Origin of the sequence: Streptomyces sp. NBC_00459 (assembly GCF_036013955.1) — a bacterium.
Lineage (GTDB): Bacteria > Actinomycetota > Actinomycetes > Streptomycetales > Streptomycetaceae > Streptomyces.
In genome coordinates, this window is the sequence record NZ_CP107903.1 from 6,796,557 (window position 1) to 6,814,895 (window position 18,339).

Here is an 18,339-nt window from a genome sequence, read left to right on the forward strand (position 1 = left end):
GGAGCGCGGAGAGGCTAAAGCGCCCCAATACCAGACAAGTCGGCGCGGATTCTGCACAGGTGGGCAGGTTCACTCTCATGTGTGACACCGAGCACACCATCCAGGTAAAGACCTCATCAAATAGTTTGTGATACGGTTCACGAGAACCCCGGACAGAGCCGAAGGACCGCAGTGCGACGGTCCATTGGCGCGAGTTTCTCTGCTCGACCCGGGGACTACGCTCGTCCATGACGACACCTGCCCCCCTGTGAAAGCGGAGTTGCCGCCATGCCGTCCAATGACGCCCGGATCCTGCTTCAAGCCGCTGTGCCCACAGCTGCCGTCGGTGCGCTTGCCGCCGTCGTCAGCGCTGTGGTCGCGGGTGTCGAAGGAGCGATCGGGGCGGTCGTCGCGACGCTGATCGTGATTCTTTTCATGGGTATCGGGCTTTACGTTCTGCAGCGCACTGCCAAAACGCTTCCGCATCTGTTCCAGGCAATGGGACTGATGCTGTACGCGGCCCAAATTCTTCTGCTGTTCATCTTTGTCTCGGCGTTCAAGAACACGACGCTGTTCAACCCCAGGGCTTTCGCGCTCACGCTGCTCGCAGGCACGCTCGCCTGGATCGCGGCGCAGGCGCGGGCCCACATGAAGGCGAAGATCCTCTATGTCGAGCCCGACTCCACGGTGGGGGACAGGCCCGAGAAGACGGGGCACTCCTCGTGAGAGGTAGGGCCGGGATAAGCGGGTGTGAGAGATCCTGCTATCGTCCGGTGCCAACTGCGGCATCGCGGGCGCGGGCATCTGAGCTGACGCCTGCTCAATCGCGAGGCTTGATGCCCCACAGCCGCCCCCACATCCGTTTCACCAGTCCAGTGCCGAACCGCGGCTGCGCGCCGCGCCGACACAACGAGGTTGCCGTACCCATGCGTCACGCCGAAGGAGCCCGTGGTGAGTGCTGACCAGACCCAGCTCGCCTTTGACTGGAGCTGTCGGATCATGTCCGACAACGGCTGTGGCTTCCCGGCTCCGGGCCTGCACTCGTTCCTCTTCAAGCCGATCGCCACGGTCGGCGGGTTCGAGTTCAACAAGGTGATGCTCCTCGCGATCGTCACCAGCCTCCTGGTCGTCACCTTCTTCACGCTTGCCTTCGGCAAGGCGAAGGTGGTCCCGGGCAAGCTGCAGATGATCGGCGAGGCCGGCTACGACTTCGTACGCCGCGGCATCGTCTACGAGACCATCGGTAAGAAGGAGGGCGAGAAGTTCGTCCCCTTCATGGTCTCGCTGTTCTTCTTCATCTGGATCATGAACATCTGGTCCGTGATCCCGCTGGCACAGTTCCCGGTGTCCTCGGTCATCGCCTACCCGATGGTGCTGGCCGCCATCGTCTACCTGGTGTGGGTCTCGCTGACCTTCAAGAGGCACGGCTTCGTCGGCTTCTTCAAGAACATCACCGGCTACGACAAGTCGCTCGGCCCGGTGCTGCCGCTCGTGATGGTCATCGAGTTCTTCTCGAACCTGCTGGTCAGGCCGTTCACGCACGCAGTGCGACTCTTCGCCAACATGTTCGCCGGCCACCTGATGCTGGTCATGTTCACGGTCGCCTCCTGGTACCTGCTCAACAGCTGGATGGTGCCGGCCGCCGGTGTCTCCTTCGTGATGGCCGTGGTCATGATCGGCTTCGAGCTCTTCGTTCAGGCCGTCCAGGCATACGTCTTCGTGCTGCTGGCCTGCACCTACGTTCAGGGCGCTCTCGCAGAGCACCACTGAGCAGATCCCCCTCAGCCCCAGAACGTCCGGTGGCCAACCCCCACCGGTCCTGAAAGAGAAGGAAGAATCAGCATGGCTGCCCTTGAGACCCTCGCCGCTGTCGAAGGCAACATCGGTTCCATCGGTTACGGCCTCGCCGCGATCGGCCCCGGCGTCGGCGTCGGCATCATCTTCGGCAACGGCACCCAGGCGCTGGCCCGCCAGCCCGAAGCGGCCGGTCTGATCCGTGCCAACCAGATCCTCGGTTTCGCGTTCTGTGAGGCGCTCGCCCTCATCGGCATCGTCATGCCGTTCGTCTACTAGACCGACGTATCGACGATCGAAACCTTTCAAGGAAAGGCACTGATGTGATCGCCAACCTGGTACAGCTGGCGGCCGAGGAAGAGCAGAACCCGCTCATCCCGCCCGGCCCCGAGCTGCTTGTCGGCGCCATCGCCTTCGCCATCGTGTTCTTCTTCTTCTGGAAGAAGCTGCTTCCGAACATCAACAAGGTTCTGGAGGAGCGCCGCGCGGCGATCGAAGGCGGTATCGAAGAGGCCGACGCCATGAAGGTCGAGGCCCAGAGCGTTCTTGAGCAGTACAAGGCTCAGCTCGCCGAGGCCCGGCACGAGGCCGCGCGACTGCGCCAGGAGGCGCAGGAGCAGGGTGCCACGCTCATCGCCGAGATGCGCGCGGAAGGCCAGCGGCAGCGCGAGGAGATCGTCGCCGCCGGTCACTCCCAGCTCGACTCCGACCGCAAGGCCGCCTCGTCCGCGCTCCGCCAGGACGTCGGCAAGCTCGCGACCGAGCTGGCCGGCAAGCTCGTCGGCGAGTCCCTTGAGGACCACGCCCGGCAGAGCCGCGTGATCGACCGCTTCCTCGACGACCTCGAGGAGAAGGCCGAGGCGACTCGATGACCGTGCACGGAGCCAGTCGCGAGGCTGCCGCCGCCGCACGGGAGCGTCTCGACGCGCTGACGGACTCGACGTCCGCCGACGCGAAGAAGCTGTCCGACGAGCTGGCTTCGGTCACCGCGCTGCTGCACCGCGAGGTGTCGCTGCGTCGGGTCCTCACCGACCCGGCGCAGTCCGGAGAGGCCAAGGCCGAGCTGGCCCAGCGTCTCTTCGGCAGCCAGGTCGGAGGGCCCACCACCGACCTGGTGGCCGGCATGGTGCGCTCCCGCTGGTCGCGTTCGCGCGACCTTGTGGACGCGATGGAGGAGTTGGCGGACATCGCCGACCTCACCTCCGCCCAGCAGGCGGGCGCGCTCGACAACGTCGAGGACGAGCTGTTCCGGTTCGGCCGGATCGTCTCCTCCAACACCGAGCTGCGCGCCGCGCTGACCGACCGTGCCGCGACCATCGGCGCCAAGAGCGAGCTGCTGCGCAGCCTGCTCGGCGGCAGGGCCGCAGCCACGACCGAGCGTCTGGTGACGCGCCTTGTGACCGCGCCGCGGGGACGTAGCCTGGAATCGGGACTCGAGTCCCTGTCCAAGCTCGCCGCCGAGCGCCGGGACCGCATGGTCGCCGTCGTCACCTCCGCGGTTCCGCTGAGCGACCCGCAGAAGCAGCGCCTCGGCGCCGCCCTCGCGAAGCTCTACGGCCGTCAGATGCACCTGAACCTGGATGTGGACCCCGAGGTCCTCGGCGGGATCCGGGTGCTGGTCGGCGACGAAGTCATCAACGGCAGCATCGCGGACCGCATCGAGGACGCCGGCCGCCGCATGGCGAGCTAGCTCGCCCGGCAGCCACACAGCACGCAGCAACTCAATACTCGTAGTACGTACTTGAATGCGGCCCTGGTTGGGCCGTGCAGAGGATTCACCTCTTTTTTGGGGGGAGTCCCCATCCCCCCAAGTGAAACTTCGGGCCCAACAAGGAGAGCAGGGAACCCAGATGGCGGAGCTCACGATCCGGCCGGAGGAGATCCGGGATGCGCTGGAGAACTTTGTCCAGTCGTACAAGCCGGACGCGGCCTCGCGCGAGGAGGTCGGTACGGTCACCCTTGCCGGCGACGGCATCGCGAAGGTAGAGGGCCTTCCCTCGGCCATGGCCAACGAACTGCTGAAGTTCGAGGACGGCACCCTCGGTCTCGCGCTCAACCTCGAAGAGCGCGAGATCGGTACCGTCATCCTCGGCGAGTTCAGCGGCGTCGAGGAGGGCCAGCCGGTCACCCGTACCGGTGAGGTCCTGTCCGTCGCCGTCGGCGAGGGCTACCTCGGCCGCGTCGTCGACCCGCTCGGCAACCCGATCGACGGCCTCGGCGAGATCGAGACCAGCGGTCGTCGCGCCCTGGAGCTGCAGGCTCCGGGCGTCATGGCGCGCAAGTCGGTGCACGAGCCGATGGAGACGGGCTACAAGGCCGTCGACGCGATGACCCCGATCGGCCGTGGCCAGCGTCAGCTGGTCATCGGCGACCGTCAGACCGGCAAGACCGCTCTGGCCGTCGACACGATCATCAACCAGCGCGACAACTGGCGCTCGGGCGACCCGAAGAAGCAGGTCCGCTGCGTCTACGTCGCCATCGGTCAGAAGGGCTCGACCATCGCCTCCGTGCGTGGCGCCCTCGAAGAGGCCGGCGCGCTGGAGTACACGACCATCGTCGCCGCCCCGGCGTCCGACCCGGCCGGCTTCAAGTACCTGGCGCCGTACACCGGCTCGGCCATCGGCCAGCAGTGGATGTACGAGGGCAAGCACGTCCTCATCATCTTCGACGACCTCTCGAAGCAGGCCGACGCCTACCGCGCCGTGTCCCTGCTGCTGCGCCGCCCGCCGGGCCGTGAGGCCTACCCGGGTGACGTCTTCTACCTCCACTCCCGTCTGCTGGAGCGCTGCGCGAAGCTCTCCGACGAGCTGGGCGCGGGCTCGATGACCGGTCTGCCGATCGTCGAGACGAAGGCCAACGACGTCTCGGCGTTCATCCCGACCAACGTCATCTCCATCACCGACGGCCAGTGCTTCCTGGAGTCGGACCTGTTCAACGCCGGTCAGCGCCCCGCGCTGAACGTCGGTATCTCCGTCTCCCGCGTCGGCGGTTCGGCCCAGCACAAGGCCATGCGCCAGGTGTCCGGCCGACTGCGCCTCGACCTCGCCCAGTACCGCGAGCTGGAGGCGTTCGCCGCCTTCGGTTCCGACCTGGACGCCGCGTCGAAGTCGCAGCTGGAGCGCGGTCAGCGACTCGTCGAGCTGCTCAAGCAGGCTCAGTACGAGCCGATGGCCACCGAGGACCAGGTCGTCTCCATCTGGACCGGCACCACCGGCCGTATGGACGAGGTGCCGGTGGGCGACATCCGCCGCTTCGAGAAGGAGCTCCTGGAGTACCTGCACCGCAAGGAGCAGGGCCTCATGACCTCCATCAAGGAGGGCGCCAAGATGTCGGACGACACCATCACCGCCATCGGTGACGCCGTCGCGGAGTTCAAGAAGCAGTTCGAGACCTCGGACGGCAAGCTTCTCGGCGAAGACGCGCCGGCCGCCACGGCCAAGTGACGACGGAAGGGACCTGACTCATGGGAGCCCAGCTCCGGGTCTACAAGCGTCGCATCAAATCCGTCACCGCGACCAAGAAGATCACCAAGGCGATGGAGATGATCGCCGCCTCGCGCGTCGTCAAGGCGCAGCGCAAGGTGGCGGCCTCCGCGCCGTACGCGACCGAGCTCACCCGCGCGGTCACGGCGGTCGGTACCGGCTCGAACACCAAGCACCCGCTGACCACGGAGGCGGAGACGCCGACCCGTTCCGCGGTCCTGCTCCTCTCGAGCGACCGCGGTCTGGCCGGCGCCTTCAACTCCAACGCGATCAAGGCCGCCGAGCAGTTGACGGCGCGCCTTGAGGCGGAGGGCAAGGAGGTCGACACGTACATCGTCGGCCGCCGCGGTCTGGCCCACTACAACTTCCGCGAGCGCAAGGTCGTGGAGTCGTGGTCGGGCTTCACCGACCAGCCCACGTACGCGGACGCCAAGAAGGTCGCGGCCCCGCTCATCGAGGCCATCGAGAAGGAGACGGCGGACGGCGGCGTGGACGAACTCCACATCGTCTACACCGAGTTCATCTCGATGATGACGCAGAACGCGGTCGACGGCCGTCTGCTGCCGCTCCGCCTCGACGAGGTCGTGGAGGAGTCGTCCGCCAAGGGCGAGATCCTTCCGCTGTACGACTTCGAGCCGTCGGCGGAGGACGTCCTCGACGCCCTGCTGCCGCGGTACGTCGAGAGCCGTATCTACAACGCGATGCTCCAGTCGGCCGCTTCCAAGCACGCCGCCACACGGCGCGCGATGAAGTCGGCCACCGACAACGCGGGAGACCTCATCACGACGCTCTCCCGACTTGCCAACGCGGCCCGACAGGCCGAAATCACCCAGGAAATCAGCGAGATCGTCGGTGGCACCGCAGCCCTGGCCGACGCGACCGCGGGGAGTGACAGGTAATGACGACGACAGTTGAGACGGCCGTTGCCACGGGCCGCGTCGCCCGGGTCATCGGCCCGGTCGTCGACGTGGAATTCCCCGTCGACGCCATGCCGGAGATCTACAACGCCCTTCACGTCGAGGTGGCCGACCCGGCCCTCGACGGCGCGAAGAAGACGCTGACCCTGGAGGTCGCCCAGCACCTGGGTGACGGCCTGGTCCGCACCATCTCCATGCAGCCCACCGACGGTCTGGTCCGCCAGGCCGTGGTCACCAACACGGGTACGGGCATCACCGTCCCCGTCGGTGACTTCACCAAGGGCAAGGTGTTCAACACCCTCGGTGAGGTACTGAACTCCGACGAGACGTACTCGGGCGAGCGCTGGTCCATCCACCGCAAGGCCCCGCGCTTCGACGAGCTCGAGTCGAAGACCGAGATGTTCGAGACCGGCGTCAAGGTCATCGACCTTCTCACCCCGTACGTCAAGGGTGGAAAGATCGGTCTGTTCGGTGGTGCCGGTGTCGGCAAGACGGTGCTCATCCAGGAGATGATCTACCGCGTCGCCAACAACCACGACGGTGTCTCCGTGTTCGCCGGTGTCGGCGAGCGCACCCGTGAGGGCAACGACCTCATCGAGGAGATGTCGGACTCCGGCGTCATCGACAAGACCGCGCTGGTCTTCGGCCAGATGGACGAGCCCCCGGGCACCCGTCTGCGCGTGGCCCTGGCCGGTCTGACCATGGCGGAGTACTTCCGCGATGTGCAGAAGCAGGACGTGCTGTTCTTCATCGACAACATCTTCCGCTTCACCCAGGCCGGTTCCGAGGTCTCGACCCTGCTCGGCCGTATGCCCTCCGCGGTGGGTTACCAGCCGAACCTGGCCGACGAGATGGGTCTCCTCCAGGAGCGCATCACCTCGACCCGTGGTCACTCGATCACCTCGATGCAGGCGATCTACGTCCCCGCGGACGACCTGACCGACCCGGCCCCGGCCACCACGTTCGCCCACCTCGACGCGACGACGGTTCTCTCCCGTCCGATCTCCGAGAAGGGCATCTACCCGGCCGTGGACCCGCTGGACTCCACGTCCCGCATCCTGGACCCCCGCTACATCACGGCGGACCACTACAGCACGGCGATGCGTGTCAAGGGTGTCCTCCAGAAGTACAAGGACCTCCAGGACATCATCGCGATCCTCGGTATCGACGAGCTGGGCGAGGAGGACAAGCTCACCGTCCACCGTGCCCGTCGCGTCGAGCGCTTCCTGTCCCAGAACACCCACGTCGCCAAGCAGTTCACCGGCGTCGACGGGTCGGACGTGCCGCTGGACGAGTCGATCACCGCGTTCAACGCGATCATCGACGGCGACTACGACCACTTCCCGGAGCAGGCGTTCTTCCTCTGCGGTGGCATTGAGGACCTCAAGGCCAACGCCAAGGAGCTGGGCGTCTCCTGACCCCCGTGCTCTTGGGAGAGGGGCAGGGGAGCACCCTTCGCGGGGTGCGTCCTGCCCCTCTCCGCACTACCACTAGAATTGATCCCAACACCCGGCACAACGGCCGGGTGGTGACCCGAGGAGCCAACCTTGGCTGCTGAGCTGCACGTCGAGCTGGTCGCTGCCGACCGCCAGGTCTGGTCCGGCGAGGCCACCCTGGTCGTCGCGCGCACCACGTCCGGCGACATCGGCGTCATGCCCGGTCACCAGCCGCTGCTGGGTGTGCTGGAGTCGGGCCCGGTGACCATCCGTACGAGTGATGGTGGAACGGTCGTCGCCGCGGCGCACGGCGGTTTCATCTCGTTCGCGGACAACAAGCTTTCGCTGCTGGCGGAGATCGCCGAGCTGGCGGACGAGATCGACGTCCAGCGCGTGGAGCGTGAGCTCGAGCGCGCGAAGGCGGAGGGCGACGCCTCCGCCGAGCGGCGTGCGGACGTCCGACTGCGGGCCGTGGCGGCGCGCTGACCACAGGGGGTACCTCCCAGGCCCTTCAGGCACTGGGGGAGCCCCAGTGGATGCTTTGCCTCAGCCGCGGCTGGGACCGGTTAGCGCCGGTCCTGGCCGCGGCTGAGGCGAATCCGGATGTTTTTTCTTTTCCGTTACCTAGGAGACGAGGAGGTCGGTGTCGATGATCCTCGCTCTGACTGTGTGCGGCTTGGTAGTGGCGTTCGTGGTGGTGGGTCTGTTCGTCTTCGGCCTGCGCCGTCGGCTCATCCAACGCTCCGGCGGTACGTTCGACTGCAGCCTCCGCTGGGACGTACCCGAGAAACCCGACCCCAGCGGCAAGGGCTGGGGCTACGGTGTCGCCCGCTACAACGGCGACCGGATCGAGTGGTACCGCGTCTTCTCGTACTCCCCGCGTCCTCGTCGAGTCCTGGAACGCTCGTCGATCGAGGTGGCCGGCCGTCGCGCCCCCGACGGCGAGGAGGAGCTGGCCCTGCTCTCGGACGCGGTGGTGCTGGCCTGTCTCCATCGGGGGACGAGGCTGGAGCTGGCGATGAGCGACGACGCGCTGACCGGTTTCCTGGCCTGGCTGGAGGCGGCGCCTCCCGGGCAACAGGTGAACGTGGCCTGACTCTGACCTGACATACGGGGGCGGCGGGGAAGGTGCGTATACGCACCTTCCCCGCCGCCTGCTGCCGTTCCGGTGACTACGCCAGGCCGCCGCTGATCGCGCTCACCAGCTCCCCGTTGCTCGTGTCGCCGCTGAACTCCCAGAAGAACGCGCCGCCGAGGGCCTGGTTCTTGGCCCAGGTCATCTTGCCGGCGATCGTCGCGGGAGTGTCGTACGACCACCAGTTGTTGCCGCAGTACGCGTAGGCGGTGCCGGCGATCGTGCCGGTGGCCGGGCAGGACGTCTTCAGGATCTTGTAGTCCTCGATGCCCGCCTCGTACGTGCCCGGGGCCGCGCCGGTCGCCGTGCCGCCGGGAGCGGACTGGGTGACGCCGGTCCAGCCCCGGCCGTAGAAGCCGATGCCCAGCAGGAGCTTCGCCGCCGGGACGCCCTTCGCCTTCAGCTTGGCGATGGCGTCGGCGGAGTTGAAGCCGGCGGCCGGGATGCCGGCGTACGACGTGAGCGGCGAGTGCGGAGCGGTCGGGCCGTCCGCGTCGAAGGCGCCGAAGTAGTCGTACGTCATCACGTTGTACCAGTCGGCGTATGCCGAGGCCCCGCCGTAGTCGGCCGCGTCGATCTTGCCGCCGGAGGATCCGTCGGCGGTGATGGCCGCGGTGACCAGGTAGTTCGCCCCGAACTGCGAACGCAGCGCCGACATCAGGTTCTTGAAGGACGCGGCACCCGACGTGTCACAGGTCAGGCCGCAGGCGTTCGGGTACTCCCAGTCGATGTCGATGCCGTCGAAGACGTCCGCCCAGCGCGGGTCCTCCACGACCGCCTTGCAGGAGGCGGCGAAGGCGGCCGGGTTGGCGGCGGCCTGGGTGAAGCCGCCGGAGTAGGTCCAGCCGCCGAAGGAGTACAGCACCTTGATGTGCGGGTACTTGGCCTTCAGCTGGCGCAGCTGGTTGAAGTTGCCGCGCAGTGGCTGGTCCCAGGTGTCGGCCACGCCGGAGACCGACTGGTCGGCGGTGTAGGCCTTGTCGTAGGCGGCGTAGGTGTCGTCGACGACGCACTTGCCGTCCTTGACGTTGCCGAAGGCGTAGTTGATGTGCGTGATCTTGGACGCCGAGCCCGAGGTCACCAGGTTCTTGACGTGGTAGTTGCGGCCGTAGACACCCCACTCGGTGAAGTAGCCGAGCTTGACCTTGTTCCCGGTGGGCGGGTCGGTGGTGCCGCCGGTGGTGCGCACGGCGACCGCGCCGCTCACCGGGCCGGTCTGGTCGGCGGTGTCCCGGGCCTGGACGGTGTACGAGTAGTCCGTACCGGCGGTCAGACCCGTGTCCGTGTACGAGGTGGCCGTCACCGTCGCGACCTTGGTGCCGCCGCGCAGGACGTCGTAGTTCTTGATGCCCTTGTCGTCGGTGGCGGCGCTCCAACTGAGTTTCGCCGAGGTGTTGGTGATGCCGGAAGCGGTCGGAGTGCCGGGCGCCGAGGGGGCGTTGTCGCCGGGGACCGAGCCGCCGTCACAACTGCCGCCGTTCAGCTTGCAGTTGGCGGGGGCGCCGGAGCCGGCACCATTGAAGCCGAAGGAGACGGCGGCGCCGGGGGCGAGGGTGCCGTTCCAGGACTTGTTCCTGGCGGTCCAGTGGGTGCCACTGGACGTGACGTCGGCGTCCCAGGCCGAGGTGACGGACGTACCCGAGGGGAAGTCCCACTCGACCGTCCATGAACTGATGGATGTGGTCCCGGTGTTGGTGACCGTCCACTTGCCCTCGAAGCCGGTGCCCCAGTCCTGGGTCTTCGCGTAGGTCGCGGTGGCCGAGGTGGCCGCCTCTGCCGGGCTCGCCAGGCCCACCAGGGCGGCGAGGGGGAGCAGCAGGGTTGTCAGGCCTGCCGTACATCTTTGTCCGAAGCGCATGCCGCGCCTCCTTGGAGGTGTCAGGGGGCGCGACTGAGCCTTCGCACCCACAGTGCCGCGAGAATAGGAAGGTCTGGACCACGGGTCAATAGGTCTGGACCACTTCGCGGAAAGCCTCCGCAGAGTCGCTAAACCCCCAACTCCTGAGCCAGTACCGCCGCTTGCACCCGACTCCGCAGCTCCAGCTTGCCCAGCAACCGGCTGACGTGCGTCTTCACCGTCGCCTCCGCCATGTCGAGGCGGGTCGCGATGTCCGCGTTGGACAGTCCCTCGCCGAGACACGACAGCACCTCGCGCTCGCGGCGGGTTAGGGCGTCCAGCACGGCGGGGTCGGCCCTCGGCTCCCGTGCCGGCCCGGAGGCGAACTCGGCGATCAGGCGCCGGGTGACCGCGGGGGCGATCAGACCCTCGCCGCGCGCCACCGTCCGTACCGCCTCGATCAGGTCCCTCGCCTCCGTGTTCTTCAGGAGGAAGCCGGACGCTCCCGCGCGCAGTGCCCCGAAGACGTACTCGTCGAGGTCGAAGGTGGTCAGCACCAGGACGTCGGCCAGCCGTTCGGAAACCACCTGCCGGGTCGCCGACACCCCGTCCAGGCGCGGCATCTGAATGTCCATCAGTACCAGATCCGGCCGCAGCTCACGGGCCAGAGCCACCGCCTGCTCACCGTCCGACGCCTCCCCGACCACCTCGATGCCGGGTGAGCTGCCCAGGATGAGGACGAGTCCGGCTCGTACGGCTGACTGGTCCTCGGCGACGAGCACCCGGACCGGCGCTCCGGCCTGTGTCATACGTCTTCTCCTTCGGCTTCGGTGAGGGGCAGCGTGGCGCGCACGGCCCAGTGGGCGCCGTCCGGTCCCGCCGCGAAGGTGCCGCCCAGCAGCGCGACCCGCTCCCGCATCCCGACCAGACCGGCACCCGAGCCGGGTGCGCGCGGGCTGCCGTGATCGCCGTACGGGCTGGTCACGGCGACGCTCAGCGAGCAGCCCCGCCGGGTGAGCGCCACCGAGACCCGGCCGGGGGAGGCGTGCTTGAGCGCGTTGGTCAGGGACTCCTGGACGATGCGGTACGCGGCCAGCTCGACCGGGGCCGGCAGGGTCCCGTGCTCGGTGTCGGTGTCGAGGGTGACGTCGAGGCCGTTGACGCGGGCGCCGTCGACCAGTGCGCCGAGGGAGTCCAGCGTCGGGGCCGCCGCCGGTTCCAGGTCGCCGCCGCTGTCGCGCAGGATGCCGATCAGGCGGCGCATCTCGGCCAGTCCCGCCACGCTGTTCTCGCGGATGACGCCCAGGGCCCGCTTCGAGGTGTCCGGGTCGTCGATGGAGAGCGCGGCCGTGGAGTGGATTGCGATCGCGGAGAGGTGGTTGGCGACCATGTCGTGCAACTCCCTCGCCATCCGCGCCCGTTCGGAGGTCACCGCCTGAGTGCGGTCCAACTCGGCCAGCAGCGCGGTCTGTTCGGCGCGCAGCCGGGCGGAGTCGGCGGCGTCGCGGTGGTTGCGCACGATCAGGCCGGTGGCGGCGGGCGTGAACGCCACGATGCCGACGACCACCCCGATGAGCAGCGCCTGCGGCACCCGCCAGATCGCGAGGGGCACGATCGCGGCCGCCACCGACAGCAGCCCGGTGATCCGGGGGACCCGGCGCGCGGTGGCGGGCGGGCCGTACAGCACGGCCGCGTACACGAGGTCCGTGAACATCACGACCGTGCCCAGGTTGCCCTGCGTGAGGACGTCCACGGTCAGCGCGGCCGTGCCGACCAGCAGGCCTGTACGCGGCCGGATCCGCCGGAACAGTTCGCAGCCGGCGGTCACCACGAGCGGCAGCAGGATCGGCCAGCGCCCGTCCAGGAGCACGAGCGGATCACCGGCCGTACGGGTGCCGAGACCGACGCCCCAGATCAGGAGCCCGCCGAGCAGCCCCGCGAGTGCGATGCGCACGTCGTCGCGGTGCGGGCGGGGGAGTCGCGGGGCCATGACTCCATCCAACACGGCCCGGGCGCCGCCCGCCTGATCCCCGGGAAGGGTCCCCAACTGCATCTTTCGATGTACCGGGACCTCCTCACCGCCGACGACGATTCCGGCCCGTCCCGCCGGGAGCCTGGAAGGAGAACCGAATCCCCATGTTCCGGGGGCTCCCGGATTCTCCTGTGAGGAGCGAGTCGTGATCGTCGCGTTGATCATCGCCTGCGAGGTCGGCTTCTGGGTGCTGCTGGCACTCGGCCTGGCCGCCCGCTACCTGCTGAAGTGGCGTCGCACAAGCGTGGCGCTGCTGCTCTGCGAGCCGCTGCTGGAACTCGTGCTGTTCGTCGTCACGGCGATCGACCTCAGGAACGGCGCCGAACCGGGCTGGGAGCACGGCGTGGCCGCGCTCTACATCGGCTTCACGGTGGCGTACGGCCACTACACGATCCGCCGGCTCGACGGCCACGCCGCCCACCGCCTGGCCGGCGCCCCGCGTCCGCCGGGCCCACCCCGGTACGGGATGGCCCGCGCCCGCCACGAGGGCCGCCTGTGGCTGCGTACGGTCGTCATGGCGGCGGTCGCGTGCGCCCTGCTCCAGGCGGCGGTCTGGTACGTCGGCGACGGGGACACCTCGTCGCTGCGGTCCTTCCAGGGGACGGCGCTCAGGGTCGTCGGCATCCACGGTCTGATCGCGCTGACGTACACGATCTGGCCGAAGAGGGCGCCGGCCGGGCACGAGGAGCGGTCAGCGCTCCCCGCCCGGGACCCAGAGGACGTCCCCGACCTCCTTGTTGGCCGTGCGGGCAAGGATGAAGAGCAGGTCCGATAGGCGGTTGAGATAGGTCGCGGTGAGCGGGTTCATCACCTCGGCGTGAACCTCCAGGGCCGCCCAGGTCGAGCGCTCGGCCCGGCGTACGACCGTGCACGCCTGGTGCAGCAGGGCCGCGCCGGGGGTGCCGCCGGGCAGGATGAACGAGCGCAGCTTCTCCAGGTCTTCGAGGAACCGGTCGCAGTCCGCCTCCAGCTTGTCGACGTAGGACTGCTCGACCCGCAGCGGAGGGAACTCCGGGTTCTCGGCCACCGGCGTCGCCAGGTCCGCGCCCACGTCGAACAGGTCGTTCTGCACGCGCGTCAGCACCTTGACGACCTCCTCCGCCAGCCCACCGAGGGCGACGGCGGTCCCGATCACCGCGTTCGCCTCGTTGGCGTCGGCGTACGCCGAGATCCGCAGATCGGTCTTGGCGACCCGGCTCATGTCACCGAGGGCGGTGGTGCCCTTGTCGCCGGTCCTGGTGTAGATGCGCGTCAGATTGACCATGGGGTCAGGGTAGTGACGACCTCCGGCCGCCGCTCAACTAGGCCGTCCGAGGGGCCGAATGAGCCACGTCGGTGTGATGTCCGCCAGATGAGACGTGACGCGCATTACTTACCGGTCACACAGCACCCTCACGACCGCTAGGGTCCGCCGAAGAGGCCCACTACACGAGGCACACGTAAACAGCGCGTCAGGGGAGTCGCACAGTGGCACGGAAGCTTGCCGTCATCGGAGCCGGCCTGATGGGTTCCGGCATTGCCCAGGTTTCCGCCCAGGCGGGCTGGGACGTCGTACTGCGCGATGTCACCGACGAAGCGCTCACCCGTGGCACCGACGGCATCAAGTCCTCGTACGACAGGTTCGTGGGCAAGGGCAAGCTGGCCGCGGAGGACGCGGAGGCCGCCCTCGGGCGGATCACCGCGACCACCGACCTCGACGCCGTCGGCGACGCGGACATCGTCGTCGAGGCGGTCTTCGAGAAGCTGGAGGTCAAGCACGAGATCTTCCGCGCGCTCGACAAGATCGCCCGCGACGACGCCGTGCTCGCCTCCAACACCTCCGCCATCCCGATCACCAAGATCGCCGCCGTCACCGACCGCCCGGAGCGGGTCGTCGGCGCGCACTTCTTCTCGCCGGTGCCGATGATGCAGCTCTGCGAGCTGGTCCGCGGCTACAAGACGAGCGACGAAACCCTCGCCACCGCACGGGAGTTCGCCGAGTCGGTCGGCAAGACCTGCATCGTCGTCAACCGGGATGTCGCCGGCTTCGTGACGACCCGGCTGATCTCGGCGCTCGTCGTCGAGGCGGCCAAGCTGTACGAGTCCGGTGTCGCCACCGCCGAGGACATCGACCTCGCCTGCAAGCTCGGCTTCGGGCACGCCATGGGCCCGCTGGCCACCGCCGACCTCACCGGGGTCGACATCCTGCTGCACGCGACCAGCAACATCTACACAGAGTCGCAGGACGAGAAGTTCGCTCCTCCGGAGCTGATGCGCCGGATGGTTGACGCCGGTGACATCGGCCGTAAGAGCGGGCAGGGCTTCTACAAGCACTGAGCAGTACCGCAGTAGTCAACAGGCACGGAAACCGCACGAACCCCTGGGGTATCACCCTGTGGGGTGAATTGAGTATCGGTTCGCTCACAGACGGCAACCTGACCGCCCCTCAGGCAGTCAGACGTTGCATCACCTACCGACGCGGAGCACGACACGCACTCACGGGAGCGCATATGTACATCAGGGGCGACCACGCCGAGCTGGTCGTCGGGGGCCGCCTCGACGTCCGCAGCGCGGCGGACGCCCGTACGGTCCTTCATACGGCCGTCGACACGGGCGTCGGCGATCTCGTGCTGGACCTGTCCGAGCTGGACTCCTGGGACGCCACGGGACTCGGGGTGATCATGGGAGCCCACCGGCGGTGCGGGCGGTGCGGCAGACGGCTCGTGCTGCGCGACGTACCACCGCAGATGCAGAGACTGCTGGTCGCCACCCGGCTGCACCGGATCCTGGCGATCGAGGGTGGCATCGGGGTGGAGTCGCTGCCCAGAGTGTGAACCGGTGGGTGTGAAAACGCGCTTCAGGAACAATCCTCACGAGACTGTGACGTCTCGGACGGCGCGGTACCCCGGCCTGTCATAGATACTGTGCGAAGGTTTAGGGTTCGGTCGCCCGCTGCCTGACATCCCACGAGCGGGCCCGGACCAGAAGCGACAGCGCAGTGTGCAGCAAGGCCGGGAGGGGCCTGGGTCCTGTCGACCCGCACACGACGCTTTTGGGGGGCTTGAACCTTATGGACCCGAACAACCAGGGCTCCGAGGAGTACGGCCACGACGCCGACGGCAGCACGCCGCGTCAGCGCCCGCCTCGCGACGCCCTCACCAACGACTTCGGCCAGCACACGCCGGCGCTCGCCCGCACGGCGCAGCTCGTCTCCGGCGACTACCTGCTCACGGTCAACCCCGTCGACGGCAGCGAGATAGAGATCTGCCCGCCCGGCGAACGGCCCGGTCGGCCCGCCAAGTTCACGGCGGCCGAACGTGTCGAGATCACCCGCGCCGCCAGACCACCCGTACCGCCCGGGCCCGCACAGCCCGAACTGCCGCTGCTGGAGCGCGACGGCGAGCGCGAACGGCTGGTGCGGCTGCTGGCCCGCGGCCGTTCCGTACGCCTCACCGGCCCGGCCGGCTCCGGCCGCACCACGCTCCTCGACGCCGTGGCCGCGGACTGCGCGGACCTCGCGCCCGACGGCGTGGTCCGCCTCACCGGCTTCCACCGCACCCAGACAGACCTGCTCTACGACCTCTTCTACGCCGTCTACAGCGCACCTCTGTACCGGCCGGAACCGGACGAACTGCGCGCCCTCGTCCGCGAGGCCGGCGCGGTCGTCGTACTCGACGACGTGGAGTTCGGCGGCGCCGCGCTCGACGAACTCCTCGACGCGACCCCCGAGTGCGCCTTCCTGGTCAGCGCCACCCCCGACGTGCCCGCGCCGTCCGCCGACGCGCTGATCGAGGAACTGTTCCTCGACGGACTCGACCGGGCCGGCGGTCTGGAACTCCTGGAGCGTGCCGTCGGCCGCGTCCTCACCGAGGAGGAGGCCAACTGGGCCGGCGACCTCTGGTTCGAGTCCGAGGGCCTGCCCCTGCGGTTCGTCCAGGCCGGCGCCCTGCTCAGGCAGCGCGACAAACTGCGTGCCCGCGCCGACGCCTTCGACGAGTTCGGCGTCTTCGAGGACGTTCCGGTCGATGTCCCGGTCGACGCGCCCTTCGACACCGATGACGAGGACGACGTACCGCTGCCCTCGCTCGCCGAGGGTGCCGCGCCCGCCCCGCTGCTCGCCTCCCGGCTCAGCGTGTCCGCGCGGGAGACCCTGCGGTTCGCCGTGGCGCTCGGCGGTGAGGTGCCCCACCAGGCGCATCTGCCCGCGCTGGTCGGCGACACCCACGCGGACGCCGCCCTCGGTGAGCTGCTCGGCTGTGCGCTGGTCTCCCCGGTGGGCTCCCACTACCGGCTCGCGGCCGGGGTGCGGACCCAGCTGGAGGCCGCCGGATACGGCGAGGGAGCCCAGGACCGGGCGTTCACCGCGGCCCAGCACTACGCCTGGTGGGCCGGGCACCCGTCCGTGACCCCCGAGCGGGTCTGCGCCGAGGCCGACGCCCTGCTCGCCGCCCTGGACGTGCTGGTCCCCGTGACCACACCGCCGGGGGAGGACGAGGAGAGCACGGCCGTGCAACTGGCCCGCACGGCGGCGCCCGCCTTCGCGGCCGGTCTGTACTGGAGTGCCTGGGAAAACGTCCTGCACTCCGGCGCCGAGGCCGCCCGGCTCGCCGGGGAGGTCTCGGAACGCGCCTATTTCCACCATGAGTTGGGCATCCTCGCGCTCTGCGGTGAACAGCTCGACCGGGCTCGTAGCGAGCTGGAGGCCGCCATCGGCCTGCGCGGTGCCCTCGCCGACAAGCGCGGGACGGTCGCGGGCCGGCGCGCCCTCACCCTGGCCGCCGACCGGGCCGGCGACACCCCTGGCCTCGGCTTCGGCACGGGTTCGACGGCGGGCGAGGAGGTGCCGGACGCGCGGTACGAGGAGTCGGCGTCGCCGCCCGGCGGCATCCCGGCCGTCTTCGGGGCCGCGGGCTACCCGCCGCTCCAGGCGTCGCCCGCCGGTTCCGGTTCGGCTTCCGGTACGGGTTCCGGTTCCGGCTACGGGGGCGGTGACTTCGCGCCGACCGTGATCGCGTCCCGGTCCGGGGGCGGCGGGGCGCACAAGGTCTCGGGCGTCCGGCGGCTCGTGGGCGGTGCCCGGCGCAACCTCGTGGCGGTCGGCGCGGGCGCCCTGCTCGCGGCGGTGCTCGGCACGGTGGTGACGCTGGGCGCGACCTCGAACCACAACGACGCGCCGTCCGACCAGGTCGGCGTCAACCCGTCCGCGAGTCCGGGCGACGACGACGACAGCCTGGGCGCGGACAAGGCCGACAACGGCGGCAGCGACAGCAACGGCGACACCGGTACGGCCACCAGCCGGCCGACCGACCCGGGCCCCGACGGGACCATGGGCACCTCGGACGACCCGACGCCGCCGCCGACGGACGGCCAGGAGCCGTCGGACGACCCTACGGGGACGAAGACGCCCGGGGGCGGGAGCAGCACAGGGGGGAGCACCGGCGGTACGTCGCCCAAGCCGTCTGTGACGCCGTCGCCGACGCCTCCGTCCGAGACGCCTGGTACTCCCACGCCGACTCCGTCCGGCACGGCGACACCGACGCCGACACCGAGCGGGCCGACCGACGGCCCGTCGCCGTCAGAGTCCGCTCCGGACACCTCCGACACGGCCAGCGGCCCGGCCTCCAGCCCCGTCCAAACCGAGCCGGCGAGCGAGCCGGCGAGTGCCCCCGTCGACACCGAGGCGCCGACGCCGGTGATCTGACAGCACGACGAAGGGGGCGGGCCCGTGACAACGGGCCCGCCCCCTTC

At 69.0% G+C, this 18,339-nt stretch carries 18 protein-coding genes; 14 read left to right on the plus strand and 4 right to left on the minus strand.

Annotated elements, in window-relative coordinates; all coding sequences use genetic code 11:
* Positions 1-267 precede the first annotated feature (267 nt).
* The 10 genes from OHN74_RS30185 (at position 268) to OHN74_RS30230 (ending at position 8,704) form a co-directional block, all read left to right on the plus strand.
* Positions 268-705 carry a hypothetical protein gene (locus OHN74_RS30185; RefSeq protein ID WP_327697726.1) on the plus strand — a complete coding sequence of 146 codons (438 nt, stop codon included), beginning with the start codon at positions 268-270 and terminating at the stop codon, positions 703-705.
* A 273-nt stretch (positions 706-978) separates the two neighbouring features.
* Positions 979-1,749: a F0F1 ATP synthase subunit A gene (gene atpB / locus OHN74_RS30190; protein WP_327700332.1), complete on the plus strand. Its 771-nt coding sequence runs from the start codon at positions 979-981 to the stop codon at positions 1,747-1,749.
* 72 nt (positions 1,750-1,821) lie between these two features.
* Complete coding sequence (gene atpE / locus OHN74_RS30195; protein ID WP_105970730.1) at positions 1,822-2,052, plus strand: ATP synthase F0 subunit C; 231 nt, start codon at positions 1,822-1,824, stop codon at positions 2,050-2,052.
* Between the two features lie 44 nt (positions 2,053-2,096).
* On the plus strand, positions 2,097-2,645 hold the full coding sequence (locus tag OHN74_RS30200; RefSeq protein WP_327697727.1) for a F0F1 ATP synthase subunit B: 549 nt from the start codon (positions 2,097-2,099) through the stop codon (positions 2,643-2,645).
* Positions 2,646-2,647: 2 nt separating this feature from the next.
* Positions 2,648-3,463, plus strand: a complete 816-nt coding sequence (locus OHN74_RS30205) for a F0F1 ATP synthase subunit delta (protein WP_327700333.1) — start codon at positions 2,648-2,650, stop codon at positions 3,461-3,463.
* A 160-nt stretch (positions 3,464-3,623) separates the two neighbouring features.
* Positions 3,624-5,216 (plus strand): F0F1 ATP synthase subunit alpha, encoded by a 1,593-nt coding sequence (gene atpA / locus OHN74_RS30210; RefSeq protein ID WP_327697728.1) that lies wholly within the window; start codon positions 3,624-3,626, stop codon positions 5,214-5,216.
* 20 nt (positions 5,217-5,236) lie between these two features.
* Positions 5,237-6,154, plus strand: a complete 918-nt coding sequence (locus OHN74_RS30215) for a F0F1 ATP synthase subunit gamma (RefSeq protein WP_327697729.1) — start codon at positions 5,237-5,239, stop codon at positions 6,152-6,154.
* Positions 6,154-7,590: a F0F1 ATP synthase subunit beta gene (atpD, locus tag OHN74_RS30220; protein WP_327697730.1), complete on the plus strand. Its 1,437-nt coding sequence runs from the start codon at positions 6,154-6,156 to the stop codon at positions 7,588-7,590. Before OHN74_RS30215 ends, atpD begins: the two co-directional genes overlap by 1 nt.
* Before the next feature lie 129 nt (positions 7,591-7,719).
* Entirely contained in the window at positions 7,720-8,094 is a 375-nt protein-coding gene (locus OHN74_RS30225) for a F0F1 ATP synthase subunit epsilon (protein ID WP_189149593.1), read from the plus strand.
* A gap of 163 nt (positions 8,095-8,257) precedes the next feature.
* On the plus strand, positions 8,258-8,704 hold the full coding sequence (locus tag OHN74_RS30230; RefSeq protein ID WP_327697731.1) for a DUF2550 domain-containing protein: 447 nt from the start codon (positions 8,258-8,260) through the stop codon (positions 8,702-8,704).
* Positions 8,705-8,780: 76 nt separating this feature from the next.
* On the opposite strand, the gene OHN74_RS30235 is transcribed toward OHN74_RS30230, so the two are convergent.
* The 3 genes from OHN74_RS30235 to OHN74_RS30245 all read right to left on the minus strand — a co-directional run bounded on the left by OHN74_RS30235 (position 8,781) and on the right by OHN74_RS30245 (position 12,570).
* A complete protein-coding gene (locus OHN74_RS30235) occupies positions 8,781-10,601 on the minus strand; it encodes a glycoside hydrolase family 18 chitinase (RefSeq protein WP_327697732.1) in 1,821 nt (606 codons plus the stop codon).
* 128 nt (positions 10,602-10,729) lie between these two features.
* Positions 10,730-11,389, minus strand: coding sequence for a response regulator transcription factor (locus tag OHN74_RS30240; protein WP_327697733.1), 660 nt, complete (start codon positions 11,387-11,389; stop codon positions 10,730-10,732).
* Complete coding sequence (locus OHN74_RS30245; protein ID WP_327697734.1) at positions 11,386-12,570, minus strand: sensor histidine kinase; 1,185 nt, start codon at positions 12,568-12,570, stop codon at positions 11,386-11,388. Before OHN74_RS30245 ends, OHN74_RS30240 begins: the two co-directional genes overlap by 4 nt.
* A 187-nt stretch (positions 12,571-12,757) precedes the next feature.
* Here OHN74_RS30245 and OHN74_RS30250 point away from each other — a divergent pair, with 187 nt between their 5' ends.
* On the plus strand, positions 12,758-13,387 hold the full coding sequence (locus OHN74_RS30250) for a hypothetical protein (RefSeq protein ID WP_327697735.1): 630 nt from the start codon (positions 12,758-12,760) through the stop codon (positions 13,385-13,387).
* On the opposite strand, the gene OHN74_RS30255 is transcribed toward OHN74_RS30250, so the two are convergent.
* Positions 13,304-13,876, minus strand: coding sequence for a cob(I)yrinic acid a,c-diamide adenosyltransferase (locus OHN74_RS30255; RefSeq protein WP_327697736.1), 573 nt, complete (start codon positions 13,874-13,876; stop codon positions 13,304-13,306). The genes OHN74_RS30250 and OHN74_RS30255 overlap by 84 nt on opposite strands.
* A 203-nt stretch (positions 13,877-14,079) precedes the next feature.
* Here OHN74_RS30255 and OHN74_RS30260 point away from each other — a divergent pair, with 203 nt between their 5' ends.
* The 3 genes from OHN74_RS30260 (at position 14,080) to OHN74_RS30270 (ending at position 18,292) form a co-directional block, all read left to right on the plus strand.
* Complete coding sequence (locus tag OHN74_RS30260) at positions 14,080-14,928, plus strand: 3-hydroxyacyl-CoA dehydrogenase family protein (RefSeq protein ID WP_327697737.1); 849 nt, start codon at positions 14,080-14,082, stop codon at positions 14,926-14,928.
* Positions 14,929-15,101: 173 nt separating this feature from the next.
* Positions 15,102-15,425, plus strand: coding sequence for an STAS domain-containing protein (locus OHN74_RS30265; RefSeq protein WP_006382151.1), 324 nt, complete (start codon positions 15,102-15,104; stop codon positions 15,423-15,425).
* Positions 15,426-15,661: 236 nt separating this feature from the next.
* Positions 15,662-18,292 (plus strand): ATP-binding protein, encoded by a 2,631-nt coding sequence (locus OHN74_RS30270; RefSeq protein WP_327697738.1) that lies wholly within the window; start codon positions 15,662-15,664, stop codon positions 18,290-18,292.
* The last annotated feature ends 47 nt before the right edge of the window (positions 18,293-18,339 follow it).